The sequence below is a fragment of the Streptomyces sp. NBC_01176 genome (genome assembly GCF_045039825.1).
GTDB lineage: Bacteria > Actinomycetota > Actinomycetes > Streptomycetales > Streptomycetaceae > Streptomyces.
The window spans coordinates 2794077-2810591 of record NZ_CP108600.1 but is presented as its reverse complement, the minus strand read 5'-3'; the positions used below and the strand labels follow the sequence as shown (position 1 = coordinate 2810591).

The window sequence follows — 16515 nt, the reverse complement described above, 5'->3', positions numbered from 1 at the left end:
CGACTCCGAAGCGAGTCTCCCCGAAAGTGATGGAACCTCCTATGACTTACGTCCCTCTTACCCGCTGACCAGGCATACCTCGTATGCCGAACCAGTGGTACTCGAATCGCTCCTAGAGAAACAGGGGGAGTAGGGGGAAATGTGCGCAAGATAGTGCACCGCCATCTGGGAAAAGTGGTGGCGGGTGCGGCCATCGCGGTGGCCGGGACGGCCGTGATGGTCGGGATCACCCTGCCGGGCTCGGCGGGGGCCGATGAGTCGGGCCGGGGTCCGGCCGGCTCGCAGCAGGCGGGATCGGAGCAGGGACAGGGACAGGGGCAGGCAGCCGCCCGGCCCGGCGTCGTGGAGCAGGCTCCGGCGCAGGGCGACAAGGGCACCGGCCGAGACCCGCTGACCGACGACGAGACGGCACGGGTCGAACGGATCGCGGCGGACCGGCAGTTGTTCGGCTCCAGTGAGAACGTCGAGGGGAAGCGCGGCCCGCAGCGCATCGGTGTCGACCTCGCCGAGCCCGAGGAGAACGAACTCGACGATCCCGGGGCGCCGCGCCGCGCGGACGTCACGTTCTACGACTACGGGAACGACACGCTCGTCACCAGGACCGTCAACCTCGACACCGGCAAGGTGGAGAGGACGGACACCCAGCACGGGACCCAGCCGCCGCTGGGCCGTGACGAGATGACGGAGGCGGCCAGGCTGCTCATCGCCGACCCGCTCGGCGCGGGCCTGCGGGCCGACTACAAGGACGCCACCGGCAAGGAACTCACCTCGCCCGACCAGCTCACGCTGAACAGCATGGTCTACCGGGCGACTCCGGGCGCCCAGCCCGGCCTCCTCGCGAAGTGCGGCGAGCACCGCTGCGTGAGGCTCTTCCCGAAGGTCAGGAACGGGTCCTGGATCGACAGCCGTGACCTGGTGATCGATCTGAGTGCCCGCAAGGTCGGCACACTCGGCTGACGTCGGCGTCCGCCTCCGAGAAGCGGCGCCGCCTTCACCTTCACCCTCTCCAACTCCCAACTTCTGCATGCTTTCGCGAGGAGTCTCTTCGTCATGCGCGTGAACAGAAACAGCCGTGCCCGCAGCCGGACGGCGGTGGGCCTTTCGGCGGCCGCACTGGCCGTCGGCGCGACGACGGCCGCGGGTCCGGCCGTCGCCCAGCCGAAGTCAGCCCCGGCGGCCGCCAGTTGCAGCACGGCCTACAAGATCGAGCAGAAGCTCTCCACCGGCACCACCTGGCGCATGTGCTGGCACTACGAGAGCGAGGCCGGGCTCGTCCTGGAGAACATCTCGTACCAGCCCAAGGGCGAGGCCCAGCCGATCAAGGTCCTCACCAGCGCCAAGCTCGGCCAGATCCACGTCCCCTACGACGACGGCAAGGCCGAGTACGACGACCTCACGGGCGCCGGGTTCGGCCAGGGCCTGATGAAGATGGCGCCGGGCGAATGTCCCGGCGGCACCATCAAGAACGTGAAGATCCCCAACGCCTGGGACCCGCAGCACCCGAACGTCAACGGGCTGTGCACCACGACCCGTTCGCGTGGTCACGCCTACCGCATGGAGGCCGACACGGGGAACAAGGTCTACCAGACCCAGGGCAAGGACCTGTTGATCTACACCGTCAACAAGGTCGGCTGGTACGAGTACATCACCGAGTGGCGCTTCCAGGACGACGGCACCGTCAACATGAACATCGGTGCCACCGGCAGCCTCTCGCCCGGCGACTACGACGCGGGCGACGGCCGCGGCTGGCCCATCGGCAAGGGCGCGAAGGCCTACGCCACCAGCCACAGCCACAACGTCTTCTGGCGGCTCGACTTCGGTCTGGACGGCTCCTCCAAGAACAAGATCGAGCAGTACGACTCCGTGGTCAGCCCGCCCCGCAACGGCAACGAGGGCCCGACCAACAAGACCACCCGCACCAAGATCACCAAGGAACTCGCGGGCGACGCCAAGAACATGCGCTGGTGGCGCGTCGTCAGCGACACCGGCAAGAACAAGGACAACCACGCCCGCTCCTACGAGATCGTCCCGGGTGCCACCACCAAGTACCTCGGCCGCAGCTTCACCAAGCACGACCTGTACTTCACCGAGTACAAGAAGTGCGAGCAGTTCGCCAGCAACAACCTGCTCAACTGCGGAGCGGGGGCGGGCAAGTCCGTCGACAAGTACGTCAACGGGCAGACCCTCACCCACCCCATCGTCTGGGTCAACGTCGGCTTCCACCACATCGCACGCGACGAGGACCAGCAGCCCATGCCCGTCCACTGGCAGGGCTTCTCCATCGCTCCACGTGACGTCACGGCTATGAATCCGCTCACTCCGCCGGAGCTGGCCGACCAGAACGGGCATGTTGAAAACGGTAGTTGAGAAACGACCTGTCCATCGGGCTGCACCGCCCGCCGCTCCCGGAGTACCCTTCCTTGATCGTTGAGTGGGGCTGGCCCCACGGGAGAGCTCGGGGGAGCGGAAGGCGGTGCGCGGGTGGGCTCGGGAGGGCTGGAGTTGCCTCCTGGTGACGAGGGTCACGAGGGAAACTCCACAGATGTCCCACCCGGCGCGGTGTCCCTGGCACGGCCGATGGAGATGGGATCCATCGGACCGGAACTGGACTGGGGCGCCGACGCCTGGCGCGAGGTGCGTACGCGCGCCCAGCGGGCCGGGCGCGCCTACATCTGGCTGAACCTGGTCGAACAGCGGCTGCGCGCGGTCGTGGCCGCTGTTCTGCGCCCCATCTACGAACCCGTCCACGGCGACGACTGGGTGGTCGCGGCGGCCGGCCCCGCCGGGCAGGAGTGGGTGCAGCGCGCGGTCGCCGTACGCGAGGTCAGCCGGCGCAAGGGCTACCTGCTCGACCCCGCCGACGACAACGTGCTCAGCTTCCTCACCCTGCCGCAGCTGCGCGAGCTGATGGTGCAGCACTGGCCGTGCTTCGAGCCCTACTTCGACGAGCGCCGGGACGTCGAACTGGCCCTGGACGAGCTGGAAGTCACCCGGAACGTGGTCTCGCGCAACCGGGCCCTGTCCGAGGCGGTGCTGGGCCAGGCCGAGCGGGCCGCGGCGAAGCTCCTGGAGATACTCGGCGCCGGCAGCGACACCCCCTCCGCGCGGCGGCTGCCCGTCGACGCCGTCGAGGACCTGGTCGGCGACCGGTACGCGGACGTGGTCGGAGTCCACTCCGACCGGGTGCGGCTGCTGCGGCAGTTCCCCGCGGAGGACCTCTTCGGCGGAGCCCGCCGCCTCGACGCCATCGGGATCGGCCTGAACCTGCTGGTGCAGAACTTCTCCGGGCGGCGACTGGTGCGGCTCGCCGAGTCGGGCTGCCGGGTCAGACTGCTGTTCCTCAACCCGGCCTCCAGCGCGGTCAAACGCCGCGAGCGGGAACTCGGCATCAAGCGCGGCGAGCTGAGCCGGGCCGTCGAGATGAACATCCTGCACATGCGAAGGGTGCGGGCCAGGCTGCGGGACCCGGGCGCGTTCGAGATCCAGGTCTACGACGAGACACCGCGCTTCACGGCCTATCTCGTCGACGGGGACGGCTCCGACGGCATCGCGGTCGTGCAGTCGTATCTGCGTCGCGCGCGCGGCATGGAGGCGCCGGTACTGGTGCTGCGCGGCGGTGGCCGAGTGGTCAAACCGGATGAGATCGGCGAAGAGGGGCTCTTCCCGACATACCGCGAGGAGTTCGAGGTGGCCTGGGCTGATTCGCGGCCGGTGTCCTGAAGTGTCGCTCTCCCCCGGAAGCGGAACGCGGTCCTCGGGTTGTCAGTGGCTCATGCGATCGTGGAGACCACTGGGGGAAAGCACCACGAAGAAGGGGGGCCGCCGATGGGCTGGCACCAGGAGCTGCTGATCGGCTTCGACCTGGAGACGACCGGGACCGATCCGCGCGAGGCGCGCATCGTCACGGGCGCCGTGATCGAGGTCAGAGGCGGGGAACCGCTGGGGCGCCGGGAATGGCTGGCCGATCCGGGCGTACGGATCCCGGCCGACGCGGTGGCGGTGCACGGGATCTCGAACGAGCGGGCGACCGCGGAGGGCCGCCCCGCCGACCAGGTCGCCGACGCGATCGCGAAGGTCCTCGTCGGGTACTGGAAGACGGGCGTCCCGGTCGTCGCGTACAACGCCGCGTTCGACCTGACCCTGCTCTCCGCCGAACTGCGCAGGCACGGACTGCCCTCGCTGCGCGAGCGGCTCGGCGGGAGCGACCCCGCCCCGGTCATCGACCCGTACACCATCGACCGCTCCGTCGACCGCTACCGCCGCGGCAAGCGCAACCTCGAAGCGGTCTGCACGGAGTACGGGGTGGAGCTGCGCGCGGCCCACGACGCCTCGGCCGACGCGCTCGCCGCGGCCCGGCTCGCCGGGGCGATAGCCGGCCGCCACCCGAAGGTCGCGGCTCTCGGCCCGGCGGAGCTGCACCGCCGCCAGATCGAGTGGTACGCCGAGTGGGCGGCGGACTTCCAGAGCTTCCTGCGCCGCAAGGGCGACGCGGACGCGGTGGTCGACGGCACCTGGCCGCTGCGGGACCTGGCCGACGAGCGCGTCTGACACCCCACCCGTACCGACGGGCCCGAGCGAGGACCTGCGGTGCTCAGAACGGGCGTCAGCACAGACACGCCCGACGGCGGGACGGCCGGAGCGGGAACCTGCGGTGCTCGGACGGGTATCAGCTCAGCTCAGGCTGGTAGGCAGGCAGGACGGTCGGAGCGGGAATCCTCGGTGTTCAGCACGGATGCCGGCTCAGCCGGTCGGCACGCCCGAGCACGGACAGGCCCGCGCGTCGGCCCACCGGCTCAGAACGGGTACCAGCGCACCGATTCGTCCCCGTCCCGCAGCGACGCCACCCGCCGCTCGAACTCGGCCAGCGCCTTGGGACTGGACGGCGCGTGCTGGGCCACCCACGCGCAGCTGGCGGTCTCCCGCGCACCCCGCAGCACGGAACAGCCCTCCCACCCGCGCACGTCCCAGCCGTAGACCCGGGTGAAGGAGTCGTACGCGTCGGCGGGCAGCCCGTAGCGGTCCCGGGAGAGTGCCATGACCACCAGATCGTGCTCCCGCAGATCGGCCGAGAAGGTCTCCAGGTCGACCAGGACCGGGCCGTCGGGGCCGACATGGACGTTGCGCGGCAGCGCGTCCCCGTGGATCGGGCCCGGCGGCAGATGCGGGGTGAGTGCGGCAGCGGCGGCCGTGAAGCCGTCGCGCCGGGCGCGCAGAAAGTCCGCGTCCTCCGCCTCGATCGCGTCACCCGCGAGACGCAGCCAGCGCTCCACACCGCCCAGCAGCTCGCGGGGCGGCAGGGCGAAGGAGGGCGACGGCAGCGCGTGGACCACCCGGAGCAGTTCGGCCAGATCGCGCGGCTCGGCCGGGCGCACGGGCGCGGGCAACCGGTGCCACACCGTCACCGGATGACCGTCCACCAACCGCGCCTCGGCCCGCGCCGCCCGCACCGCGGGGACGTCCGCCTCGGCGAGCCAGGCCGCGATGTCCAGCTCCCGCCGGGCACGGTCGAGGAGTTCGGCGTCCCGCCCCACCTTGACCACCAGGTCACCGGCGGCGAACACCGCGTTCTCGCCCAGCGCGAGGAGAGCGGCCTCCCCGGCCGGCCCCGGCAGTACGTCCGCCGCGGCCAGTACGTCCCGCGCCCGTGCCTCGTCCATCCGTCGTCTCCGTCTCCTCGCGCGGTGCCCGCGCGGTCCCCGCGTCCGCGTGGCGCGGTCCGCATCCGGCCCTCGCGCACGGCGTCGCGTTCACGCCATCCGTCGCCAGTCTCGCATTCGCACAGGTCGGGCCGCGTGCACGGTGTCTTGACGGTGCCCGCCGCCTTCACGACCATGACGGGGGCCGCCGGGACGGCCGGATCCGCACGACCCGCCCGAAGGAGCCGTGTCCATGACCTTGGCGAGCGCGACGAGTCGGCCGGCCGGGCACGCGCCCCGCCGGGGCGGGGACGGGCGCCCCCTCGACCACGGGGCCTGGTTCCTGGTACTGCCCGCGCTGATCCCGATCCTGGTGCTCGGCGTCGGGCCGTTGCTGTACGGGATCGCGCTGGCGTTCACCGACTCCCAGTCGGGCCGCACTGCCCCCACCCGGTGGATCGGGGGCCTCAACTTCCAGGACCTGCTGCACGACACCCTGTTCTGGGACTCGTTCAGGATCGGTCTGCTGTGGGCGGTCGGGGTGACCGTGCCGCAGTTCCTCCTCGCGCTCGGACTCGCCCTCCTGCTCCACCAGGAACTCCGCTTCCGGTGGCTCGCCCGCGCCCTGGCGATCGTCCCGTGGGCGATGCCCGAGGTGGTCGTCGGCATCATCTGGCGGCTCGTTTACAACCCGGACGCGGGCGTCCTCAACGAGACGCTGCGCGACGTGGGCCTCGGCGACGGCCGTGACTGGCTCAGCGGCCTCGGCACCGCGCTGCCCGCGGTGATCGTCGTCGGTGTCTGGGCCGGTATGCCTCAGACCACGGTCGCGCTGCTCGCCGGACTGCAGAACACGCCGCGCGAACTCCACGAGGCGGCCGCGATGGACGGCGCGAGTGCCTGGCGCCGCTTCCTGACCGTCACCTGGCCCGCCCTCAGACCGGTCGCGCTCGCCATCACGGCCCTCAACCTGATCTGGAACTTCAACTCCTTCGCCCTGGTCTATGTGCTGACCAACGGCGGCCCCGGCGGCCGTACCCGTCTGCCGATGCTCTTCGCGTACGAAGAGGCCTTCCGCTACGGGCAGTTCGGCTACGCGGCGGCGATGGGCTGTGTGATGGTCGCGGCGGTCTCGGTGGTCCTCGCGATCCGGCTCGCGGTCCGGCTGGGCGGAGGTGAGGACGCGTGAGGACCGGCAAGGGGGCCCGCGCGTTCCAGTACCTCGCCCTGCTGGGCTACCTCGTCTTCCTGGGCTTCCCCTTCCTGTGGCTGATCTCCACCGCGTTCAAACCGGCCCGCGAGCTGGCCGACCTGCACCCCACCTGGATCCCCCGGCACCCCACCCTCGCCAACTTCCGGCAGGCCTTCGACGAGCAGCCCCTGCTGCACGCCGCGCTCAACTCCCTGCTCGCCGCGCTCGGCGCGGCGGTGATCGCCGTCCTGATCGCGACCCCGATGGCCTACGTCATGGCCCGCCGGCGCACCGCGCTCGCGAGGGCCGCCACGGGCTGGGTCGTGGTCAGCCAGGCGTTCCCGTTCGTCCTCGTGATCATTCCGCTGTTCCTGATCCTCAAGGACCTCCACCTGATCGACTCCCGCGCCGGGCTGGTCATGGTGTACGTCGTCTGGGCACTGCCGTTCGCGCTGTGGATGCTGGTGGGCCACGTACGGGCGGTGCCCGCCGAACTGGAGGAGGCCGCGGCGGTCGACGGGGCGGGACGGCTGCGCACGCTGGTCTCCGTCACCGCGCCACTGCTCGCCCCCGGCATCGTGGCGACGGCGCTGTTCGCCTTCGTGAGCGCGTGGAACGAGTTCTTCTTCGCGCTCGTCCTGCTCAAGACACCGCAGAAGCAGACGCTGCCGGTCGTCCTGACGCACTTCATCGGGGCGGAGGGGGTCGCGGACCTCGGCCCGCTCGCTGCGGCGTCCTTCCTCGCGACCCTGCCGTCGCTGGTCGTCTTCGCGGTCATCCAGAAGCGGATCACGGGCGGCATGTTCGCCGGGGCGGTGAAGAGCTGATGCGGACGAGAACGCTCGTGGTCCTGGCCGTCCTCGGCCTGCTGCTCACCTCGTGCACGGACGGCGGGGGCGGACCGAGAGGAGTGATCACCCTCCGTTTCCAGTCCCTCGCCTGGCAGCAGGAGTCCGTCGCCGCCAACAAGGAACTGGTGAAGGAGTGGAACGCGGCCCACCCGGACGTCAAGGTCGAGTACGTGCAGGGGAGTTGGGACAGCGTCCACGATCAGCTGCTCACCTCCTTCGAGGGCGGTGAGGCGCCGGACATCATCCACGACGCCTCTGACGACCTCGCGGACTTCGCCTACGGCGGCTACCTCGCCGATCTGCGCGGTCTGCTGTCCGAGCGGCTCACGTCCGACATCCCGCGGCGGAGCTGGCAGGCGGCGACCTTCGGGAGAGGCGTCTACGGCGTGCCGTTCCTCCAGGAGCCGCGCGTCCTGATCGCCGACGCCGAGCGGCTGAAGAAGTCGGGCGTCCGCATCCCGACCCCCGAAAAGCCGTGGAGTTGGGACGAGTTCCGCACGATCGCGAAGCGGCTGAGCGGCAAGGGCACCTACGGTGTCGCGTGGCCGCTCAAGGAGCCGGTCTCCGCGACGCTCAACCTCTCCCTCTCCGCGGGCGGCCGGCTGTTCCACCGGGACCCGGACGGCAAGGTGACCGTGCGCTTCGGAGCGGCCGACGCCGTGGTGCCGAAGACCGTGCACGACGAGGTGAACGCGGACGGGAGCGCGTCGGGCGCGACGCTCGGCATGGGCGGCTCGGACACGCTGCCCGGGTTCTTCGGCGGCAGGTACGCGATGGTGCCGCTCGGGTTCTCCTACCGCCAGCAGATCGCGCAGCAGGCCCCCAAGGGCTTCCGCTGGCAGGTGCTGCCCGCCCCGGCCGGCGCGGACGGCCTCACCCAGGGGGTGAGTCCGCAGACCCTGTCCGTCGCGGCGGACAGCCCGCACAAGAAGGAGGCCGCCGCGTTCATCGACTTCCTGCTCCGCCCGAAGAACATGGTCCGGCTCGCGCTCGGGGACTGGATGCTGCCCACGGGGACGCAGGCCCTGCGGGACCCCGCCCTGCACACCGCCAAGGACGGCTGGGCGACGGGCACCGCACTCGCCTCGCACCTCCGCCCGGCGCCCGCCCAGTCCGTGCGGGGCTACCCCGAGTGGAAGGACAAGGTCGCGACCCCCGCCTTCCAGGAGTACTACAGCGGGGCGATCGGCCTCGCCGAACTCCGCAGGCGGCTGGTCAGGGACGGCAACCTGGTGCTGGCCCGCTACCAGCGGTGAGCGACCGCCCGGCGCCGGGCGGCAGGGTCGTACGGGATTCAGGTTGCACGAGACGTATCGTCTCGCCTACGGTCGGGGCATGACCGATCGACGCGCCCACATCGCCATGTTCTCCATCGCCGCGCACGGGCACGTGAACCCGAGCATCGAAGTGATCCGGGAGCTCGTGGCCCGCGGGCACCGGGTCACGTACGCCGTGCCGCCCGCCTTCGCCGAACAGGTCGCCGCGACGGGGGCGGAGCCCAGGACGTGGCATTCGACGCTGCCGACCGACGACGACCCGGACGCGTGGGGGACCGAGACGATCGACCACGTCGAACCGTTCCTGACGGACGCCCTGCAGGCCGAGCCGCAGCTCGCGGCGGCCTACGAGGGAGACGAGCCGGACCTCGTGCTGTACGACATCACGGCCTACCCGGCCCGGGTCCTCGCCCACCGCTGGGGTGTCCCGATCGTGCAGCTCTCCCCGAACATGGTCGCCTGGGAGGGGTACGAGGAGGAGGTCGGCAAGGCGGTCTTCGAACCGCTCAAGCGGACACCGCGCGGCCGGGCCTTCTACGAGACCTTCGCCCGCTGGATCGCCGGCCACGGCGTGGACCTGAGCGTCGAGGACTTCATGGGCCGCCCCGACCGCTGCCTCGTCCTCATCCCCCGGGCCCTCCAGCCGAACGCCGACCGTGTCGACGAGGGGCGCTACACCTTCGTCGGCGGCTGCCAGGGCGACCGTGCCGCCCAGGGGGACTGGCAGCGGCCCGCGGGCGCCGAGAAGGTGCTGCTCGTCTCACTGGGCTCCAGCTTCACCAAGCAACCCGGGTTCTACCGCGAGTGCGTGAAGGCCTTCGGGGATCTCCCGGGCTGGCATGTCGTGCTGCAGATCGGCAGGTTCGTCGAGCCCGCCGAACTGGGGGATGTGCCGGGCAACGTGGAAGTGCACCAGTGGGTACCCCAGTTGGCCGTCCTGCGCCAGGCCGACGCCTTCGTCACGCACGCCGGTGCGGGCGGCAGCCAGGAAGGCCTGGCCACCGGCACGCCGATGGTCGCCGTCCCGCAGGCCGTCGACCAGTTCGGTAACGCCGACATGCTCCAGGCGCTCGGAGTCGCCCGCCATGTACCGATGGCGGAGGCGACGGCCGGCACGCTGCGCGAGGCGGTCCTCAGCCTCGTCGCGGACCCCGAGGTGGCGCGCCGGCTGCGGGACATCCGCGAACGGATGGCGAAGGAGGGCGGAACGCCCCGGGCGGCCGACCTCATCGAGGCCGAACTGCCCACGCCCGCCTAGGACGTCGGGGTCCCGCCCGGGTACGCACCGGCATGCGGGGGGACCGGTCCGGGGGCCCCGGCGCCGGGGCCCCCGATCACCCGAGTCGACACCCCCCGCGGGTCGGTGCACCTAGTCGTGCTGGGGCCAGATGGGGCCCTGGTCGGTCCAGACGACGCCCTTGTTGCGGCAGAGGCAGAAGGGGTGGCCGATGGGGTCGGCGTAGACGCGGAAGCCGTAGCCGTCGGGGCCGGCGCAGTCCCGCCGCAGGGTCGCGCCGAGGGCAAGGACGCGGGACTGTTCGGCCTCGATGTCGTCGACTTCGAAGTCGAGGTGGAACTGCTTGGGGTGCTCGCTGTCGGGCCACTGCGGGGCGCGGTAGTCCTCCACCTGGATGAAGGCCAGTTCGATCTCGCCGAACCGGATACCGGCCCAGTTCTCGTCGCTGCTGTCCTTGACCGGGAGCCCCGTCACCTCGGAGTAGAAGCCTGCCAGCTTCATCGTGTCCGGGCAATCGATGATGAAGTCGGTTAGTCGTAGCATCCCGCGATCTTGCCACAGGATCAAAGAGCCGGACTTCGAGACAGGACCTAGCCGATGAGCGTCGTCTTCGGGCGGACCACGCAGAACTCGTTGCCCTCCGGATCGCACAGCACCGTCCACGACTCACCGCCGCTCTGTCCGACCTCCGCCCTGCGTGCGCCGAGCGCGAGGATGCGCTCGATCTCGGCCTCCCGGTCCTCCGCGACGGTCGTCAGATCAAGATGCAGACGGTTCTTGACGACCTTGCGGTCCGTCACCGGCATGAAGCAGATGCCCACCGGCGCGGTCTCGTCCGGTCCGATCACGACCTCCCGCTCCCGTTCGGAAAGGATCCGCCAGCCCAGCACCCCGGCCCAGAACCGGGCCAGGGCGGGCAGGTCATGGGCGTCGATGACGAGGTGATGCAGCGAGACGGGCATGTCGGCCAGTGTGCCCGTCGTCGGCGGGGTCCTGCACGGCGCGGACCGCGCGCCGCCCGACGATCCACCCGGATCACCCGGATCACCCGGATCGCCCTGGCCGCCCGTCCGTTCGGGGCTGCCGCACGCGAAGGGCCCGTCGGTCCCTCCCCGGTGGGGACCGACGGGCCCTGCTCGTGCGGGAGTTACACCCCGGCCCGCTCGTCCTGCCTGGCGGGCGGCGGCGTGGCCTCCGGTGATTCGTCGTGGGTGAGGTCCGGCAGGCGGTTCAGCCACTTGGGCAGGTACCAGTTGCGCTCGCCGAGCAGTGCCATCACGGCCGGCAGCAGCACCCCGCGGATGATCGTCGCGTCGATGAGCACCGCGGCCGCCAGGCCCACGCCCATCTGCTTCATGGACTGCATGGACAGCGTCCCGAAGATCGCGAAGACGGCGACCATGATGACGGCGGCGCTGGTGACGACACCGGCCGTGGTGACCACCCCGTGCCGGATCGCGTCCTTGGTGTCACGCCCCCGCAGCCGCGCCTCACGGATCCGCGAGACCACGAACACGTGGTAGTCCATCGACAGCCCGAAGAGGATCACGAAGAGGAACAGCGGCAGCCAGGTGACGATGGCACCCACACCCTCCGCGCCCACCAGCGAGGCGCCCCAGCCGTGCTGGAAGACCGCGACCAGGATGCCGTAGGCGGCCGCGACCGACAGGAGGTTGAGCACGATCGAGGTGATCGCGATCGTCAGCGAGCGGAACGAGAGGAGCATCAGCAGGAAGGCGAAGACGACCACGAACGCGAAGACCGGGGTCACCGAGCCCACCAACTGGTCGTTGAAGTCGCGTGATCCGGCGACCTGTCCGGTGATCGGCGCCTGCACCCCGTCCACCTTGCCGAGCGTGGCGGGCCGCACCGTGTCGCGCAGCAGCTCCAGGCTCTTCTCCGCCCTGTCCTGGTCGGAGCCGCCCACGAGCGGGACGTAGACGAAGGCGACGTTCCGCGCCGCGTGCACCTTGATGTCGACGGGGCCGCGCGAGGCACCCGAGGCGATCGCCCGGGTACGGAAGTCGGCGAGCGCGGACCGTACGTCGGCGGCGTTGATGTCGTGCGCCTTGACGACCACCTCGGCCGGTTCGGAACCGCCCGGGAAGGCGTCGTTGACCCGGTTGTACGTTCCGACGATGGGCAACGAGTCGCCGAACTCCTTGTCCAGCGTGAGCTGCTGGGTCTTCATGCCGAGGGCGGGGGAGGCGATGGCGAGCAGCACCCCGGCCGCCACGACCAGGGAGAGCCCGGGCCTGGCGAGCACGACCCGCAGCACGGCGCCCCAGAAGCGGCTGCCCTCCTGCCCCGGCCCGCGGTTGCCCCCGCGACCGCCCGTGCCCCGCTTGTCCGGGTGCAGGAACGGGATGCGGCCCTTCTCCACCCGCTCCCCGAGCAGCGACAGCAGCGCGGGCAGCACGGTGACCGAACCGACCATGGCGACGGCCACGACCATCAGCGAGGCCAGCCCCATCGCCTCGAACTCGGCGAGTCCGGTGAAGAGCATGCCGGCCATCGCCACGCAGACCGTGACACCGGAGACGACGATGGCCCGGCCGCTGGTCGCGGCGGCGATCCGCAGCGCGGTCTGGGCGTCCCGGCCGGCCTCGCGCTCCTCACGCTCACGGCGCAGATAGAACAGGCAGTAGTCGACCCCGACGGCCAGACCCACCAGCAGCATCACGGAGTTGGCGGTGTCGCTCATCGGCTGCAGATGGCTGACGATGCCCATCAGGCCCATCGTCGCCATGATCGCGGTGACCGCGAGCGCCACCGGGAGCAGCGCGGCCACCAGCGCGCCGAAGGCGATCAGCAGGATGCCGAGAGCGACGGGCACGGCGGACAGTTCGGCCTTCTGGAAGTCGTCGCCGAACGCGTCGTCGAAGGTCTTCTGCATGCTGGCGCCGCCGATCTCCTCGATCCGCAGCGCCGTGTGCTCCTTCTGCACCCCCTTGACGGCGTCCAGCACCGGCGCGACGCGGTCGCCCGCGGTGTCCGAGTCGCCCCGCATGTCGAACTGCACCAGGGCGCTGCGGCCGTCCTTCGAGATCGTCTTCGTGTCGTACGGCGAGGTCACGTCCGTGACCTCGCCGGTCGCGCCGACGGCCTCGACGACGGCGGAGACGGCGCCGCGGAACTCGGCGTCCGTGGAGGTGACGCTCGCGTCCTTCGCCTGGATCAGGACGCTCTCACTGGAGGGTTCCTTGATCCCGGAGTCCTCGATGATCTTCGCGGCGGTGTGCGTCTCGCCCTTGAGCTGATCGCTCTCGTTGACGTCCACGCGGCCCGCCGCCGAGCCGAGCCCCATCGCCAGTACGACGAACAGCACCCAGATTCCGACGGCGGCCCATCGGTGCCGGGCGCTCCAGCCGCCTGCCCGCGCGGCGATGCCCCGCACCCGTATGTCTCCGTTCGCCATGACGGGCCAGCCCCCCTGTGCGCGGTGACAGCCCCCTGCCGTCACCTTTCGTTATGAAGGTATGGCCCGGACAGAGGCGTCTCCTCGTACTGCCCGGTGAACCGTCCGGTCCCCGGCTCCTCCCCGCGGACCCCGCCGTCTCCGCACTGGGGAGGATATGAGCCCCTTACATACAAGGACGGTTCTCGGGGATCCGGGTCAGGGTGCGGGTGTTGGTGCGGATGCGCCGGACGGCCGTCCTATGGTGAACGGATGACGACGACGTACGCGGCGCTGCTGCGCGGGATCAATGTGGGCGGCAGCAAGAAGGTGCCGATGGCCGAGCTCCGTACCCTCCTGGAGCGGCTCGGCCACGCCGGTGTGGGCACCTATCTCCAGAGCGGCAACGCGGTCTTCTCCACCGACCGGGGCGACGAGGACTCGCTCGCGGCGGAGTTGGCCGACGCCGTCGAGAAGCACTTCGGCTTCACCGTCGACGTGCTGGTCCGCGACCACGCCTACCTGAGGGCCGTCCGGGAGGCGTGTCCGTTCCCGGCCGCCGAACTGGAGGCCAAGCAGGTGCACGTCACCTACTTCTCCGCCCCGGTCGACCCCGGGCGTTTCGCGCCGGTCGACCCGGCGGCCTTCCTGCCGGAGGAGTTCCGGCTCGGCGACCGCGCCCTGTACCTGTACGCCCCCGACGGCCTCGGACGCTCCAAGCTGGGCGAGACCCTGGCCAGGCCCAGGCTCCTCAAGGGCGTCATCGCCACCACCCGTAACTGGAACACCGTCGTCAAACTTGAGGAGCTGACAGGTGCCTGACCACAATCCCGCCGTGGAGGCGGCCATCGAGGGCGAGCTGAGCCTGCTCGACGCGGAGGTCCGCCGCTCGCCGGAGCGGCTGGGAGCACTGCTGCACCCCGGCTTCCGCGAGTTCGGCTCCTCGGGCCGGCTGTGGGACCGCGCCTCGATGCTCGCGCATCTGACCTCGACGACGCGGCCGGGGTCACGGCCCATCACCGCCTCCCGTATGAAGGGCGTCCAGCTGGCACCGGACCTGGTCCACATCACCTTCGACACGGAGGGGGACAACGGGCGTCGGGTGCACCGGAGTTCGCTGTGGTGGCGGACGGCGGACGGTTGGCGGCTGTACTTCCACCAGGGCACCCCGTTCAGCGGGGAGCCCTCGGAGTTCGGCGCGGAGCCCTCGGACGCAGAGTGACCTTCCGTACCCCCTGGTAGGTGGTGTACGAGACGATCTCGTCCGGGACGGTGAGGCGCGGGTCGCGGTATAGGCGCCGCAACTCCCCCTCGGAGCCGGCCGCAGTGACCGCGTCGATCAGGGCGATGTCGTCCTCCGTGAGCGCCGCGTCGTCGAGGATCTCGGGGCCCCAGCCGTCCCAGGGCAGCACTTCGACCCCGTTGCGGGCGGCGACGTCGCGCAGCACGGCCGAGCGCACGAACCACAGGCCGGTGAGCCCGTCGAGATGACTCACCCCGAACCGCCCCGGCGCCGCCCGCCCCGTCCGGCAGGCCCGCCAGGCGTCGCCCGCCACCAGGAACCGGTCCCGCGGTACGTCCAGCGGGTCGAACGGCAGGTCGTACGACGGGTCGAGGACCTGCGCGTCGACGAGCCGGGCGCCACCGTCCGGGTGGCGGTACTCGGTGACCCAGTGGTCGTCGTGGAAGCCCTCCTGGAAGTACGTGGCGAAGCCGCAGCGGACCCGGGCCGGCGTCCCGGTGGCCCGCAGCAGAGATGAGAGCAGCAGGGCGAAGTCCCTGCAGGTCCCGACGAACCGTTCCGCGGGCGCCCGCGGAACGGTCAGCGGGGCGTCCCGGCGTGCCCGCAGCACCCGCAGCAGCTCCGTCACGTACCGTGCCTCGGCGTCCTCGTGCAGCCGCTCCTCGGGGATCACATAACCGAAGCGCTCACCCTCCAGACGGTGAATGATCACATCGCGTACCAGCGACGCCAGCCGGCCGGGGTCTCGCGGAAGCCCGCTGACGTCCAGGCCGCCGGGGTCGCTGTACGCGCTCTGCGTCAGGTCGCAGTCCATGTCCTCAGGCTTCCCCCTGTCCCATGGGCAAGGTCAACCCAGCGCGCGCATGTCCTCGGCGGTCAGTCGCACCGCGGCCGCGTCGAGGTTCTCCTCCAGGTGGACGAGCGACCCCGTGCCCGGCGTCGGGCAGAGCACCGGGGAACGGTGCAGCAGCCAGGCGAGCGCGAGCTGGCCCGGCGTCGCCCCGTGCGCGGCGGCGATCTCCGCGTGGACCCGTCCGACGGTGAGTGAGCCGTTGCCGAGGGGGAACCACGGCAGAAAGGCGATGTCGCGCGCCTCGCACAGTTCCAGCAGCGGCTGCGATCCACGGTCGAGCAGGTTGTAGCGGTTCTGGACCGCGGCGATGTCGGTCAACTCCAGGGCCGCTTCGAGCTGTTGGGCGGTCACGGTGTCGAGTCCGAGGTGTCGGATCTTGCCCTCGGCGCGCAACTCGTCGAGCGCGCCGAGCTGTTCGGCCATCGGCACCTGCGGGTCCAGGCGGTGCAGCTGATACAGGCCGATCGTGTCGAGACGCAGCCGCCGCAGACTCGCCTCGCACATCGCCCGCAGCGTCTCCGGCCGCCCGGACACGTGCCACGCGCTGTCACCGGTACGGACGACGCCGCCCTTGGTGGCGATCAGCAGATCCACGGGGTAGGGCCGGAGGGCCTCGGCGACCAGCTCCTCCGCCACCGACGGGCCGTAGTTGTCGGCGGTGTCGACCAGCGTGACCCCGCGCTCGACGGCCCGCCGCAGGACCGCCACCGCGTCCCGGGCGTCCCCGCGCGGGCCCCAGTAGCCCGGTCCCGTCAGCTGCGCGGTGCCGTAACCGAGCCTTCGTACCGGCAGCTCCCCGCCGAGCGTGAATCGTTGCGCGACCATCCGA

16 protein-coding genes are annotated in these 16515 nt (G+C 71.0%); 10 read left to right on the top strand and 6 right to left on the bottom strand.

Annotated elements, in window-relative coordinates; all coding sequences use genetic code 11:
* The first annotated feature begins 141 nt into the window (after positions 1-141).
* The 4 genes from OG199_RS11940 (at position 142) to OG199_RS11925 (ending at position 4548) form a co-directional block, all read left to right on the top strand.
* Positions 142-957, top strand: a complete 816-nt coding sequence (locus OG199_RS11940; protein ID WP_405829416.1) for a Tat pathway signal sequence domain protein — start codon at positions 142-144, stop codon at positions 955-957.
* A gap of 93 nt (positions 958-1050) precedes the next feature.
* Entirely contained in the window at positions 1051-2367 is a 1317-nt protein-coding gene (locus tag OG199_RS11935) for a copper amine oxidase (protein WP_401801222.1), read from the top strand.
* 114 nt (positions 2368-2481) lie between these two features.
* Entirely contained in the window at positions 2482-3720 is a 1239-nt protein-coding gene (locus OG199_RS11930) for an SAV2148 family HEPN domain-containing protein (RefSeq protein WP_266702594.1), read from the top strand.
* 105 nt (positions 3721-3825) lie between these two features.
* Complete coding sequence (locus OG199_RS11925) at positions 3826-4548, top strand: 3'-5' exonuclease (protein WP_356799528.1); 723 nt, start codon at positions 3826-3828, stop codon at positions 4546-4548.
* Between the two features lie 245 nt (positions 4549-4793).
* On the opposite strand, the gene OG199_RS11920 is transcribed toward OG199_RS11925, so the two are convergent.
* Positions 4794-5657, bottom strand: a complete 864-nt coding sequence (locus tag OG199_RS11920; protein ID WP_405829414.1) for a phosphotransferase — start codon at positions 5655-5657, stop codon at positions 4794-4796.
* A gap of 232 nt (positions 5658-5889) precedes the next feature.
* Between OG199_RS11920 and OG199_RS11915 the strand changes: the two genes are divergently transcribed.
* From OG199_RS11915 to mgt, 4 genes are all read left to right on the top strand, one after another.
* On the top strand, positions 5890-6825 hold the full coding sequence (locus OG199_RS11915; protein ID WP_405829413.1) for a carbohydrate ABC transporter permease: 936 nt from the start codon (positions 5890-5892) through the stop codon (positions 6823-6825).
* The gene (locus OG199_RS11910) at positions 6822-7655 is read left to right on the top strand and encodes a carbohydrate ABC transporter permease (RefSeq protein WP_401801215.1); all 834 of its coding nucleotides are present in this window, start codon (positions 6822-6824) and stop codon (positions 7653-7655) included. Before OG199_RS11915 ends, OG199_RS11910 begins: the two co-directional genes overlap by 4 nt.
* Positions 7655-8935 carry an ABC transporter substrate-binding protein gene (locus OG199_RS11905; RefSeq protein ID WP_405829412.1) on the top strand — a complete coding sequence of 427 codons (1281 nt, stop codon included), beginning with the start codon at positions 7655-7657 and terminating at the stop codon, positions 8933-8935. Before OG199_RS11910 ends, OG199_RS11905 begins: the two co-directional genes overlap by 1 nt.
* Before the next feature lie 79 nt (positions 8936-9014).
* Positions 9015-10214 carry a macrolide-inactivating glycosyltransferase gene (mgt, locus tag OG199_RS11900; protein WP_405829410.1) on the top strand — a complete coding sequence of 400 codons (1200 nt, stop codon included), beginning with the start codon at positions 9015-9017 and terminating at the stop codon, positions 10212-10214.
* Between the two features lie 111 nt (positions 10215-10325).
* On the opposite strand, the gene OG199_RS11895 is transcribed toward mgt, so the two are convergent.
* From OG199_RS11895 to OG199_RS11885, 3 genes are all read right to left on the bottom strand, one after another.
* Positions 10326-10736, bottom strand: a complete 411-nt coding sequence (locus tag OG199_RS11895; RefSeq protein ID WP_401801209.1) for a VOC family protein — start codon at positions 10734-10736, stop codon at positions 10326-10328.
* Positions 10737-10783: 47 nt separating this feature from the next.
* A complete protein-coding gene (locus tag OG199_RS11890) occupies positions 10784-11155 on the bottom strand; it encodes a VOC family protein (protein WP_356799542.1) in 372 nt (123 codons plus the stop codon).
* Between the two features lie 185 nt (positions 11156-11340).
* Positions 11341-13611 (bottom strand): MMPL family transporter, encoded by a 2271-nt coding sequence (locus tag OG199_RS11885; protein ID WP_356799544.1) that lies wholly within the window; start codon positions 13609-13611, stop codon positions 11341-11343.
* A 252-nt stretch (positions 13612-13863) separates the two neighbouring features.
* Between OG199_RS11885 and OG199_RS11880 the strand changes: the two genes are divergently transcribed.
* Positions 13864-14412: a DUF1697 domain-containing protein gene (locus OG199_RS11880; protein WP_356799546.1), complete on the top strand. Its 549-nt coding sequence runs from the start codon at positions 13864-13866 to the stop codon at positions 14410-14412.
* Positions 14405-14812 (top strand): nuclear transport factor 2 family protein, encoded by a 408-nt coding sequence (locus OG199_RS11875; RefSeq protein WP_356799548.1) that lies wholly within the window; start codon positions 14405-14407, stop codon positions 14810-14812. The genes OG199_RS11880 and OG199_RS11875 overlap by 8 nt, the downstream gene beginning before the upstream one ends.
* Here the strand turns inward: OG199_RS11875 and OG199_RS11870 are convergent.
* Positions 14763-15647: a transglutaminase domain-containing protein gene (locus OG199_RS11870; RefSeq protein WP_405829408.1), complete on the bottom strand. Its 885-nt coding sequence runs from the start codon at positions 15645-15647 to the stop codon at positions 14763-14765. The two genes, OG199_RS11875 and OG199_RS11870, sit on opposite strands and share 50 nt — an antisense overlap.
* A 33-nt stretch (positions 15648-15680) precedes the next feature.
* Entirely contained in the window at positions 15681-16511 is an 831-nt protein-coding gene (locus tag OG199_RS11865; RefSeq protein ID WP_405829407.1) for an aldo/keto reductase, read from the bottom strand.
* Positions 16512-16515 lie beyond the last annotated feature (4 nt).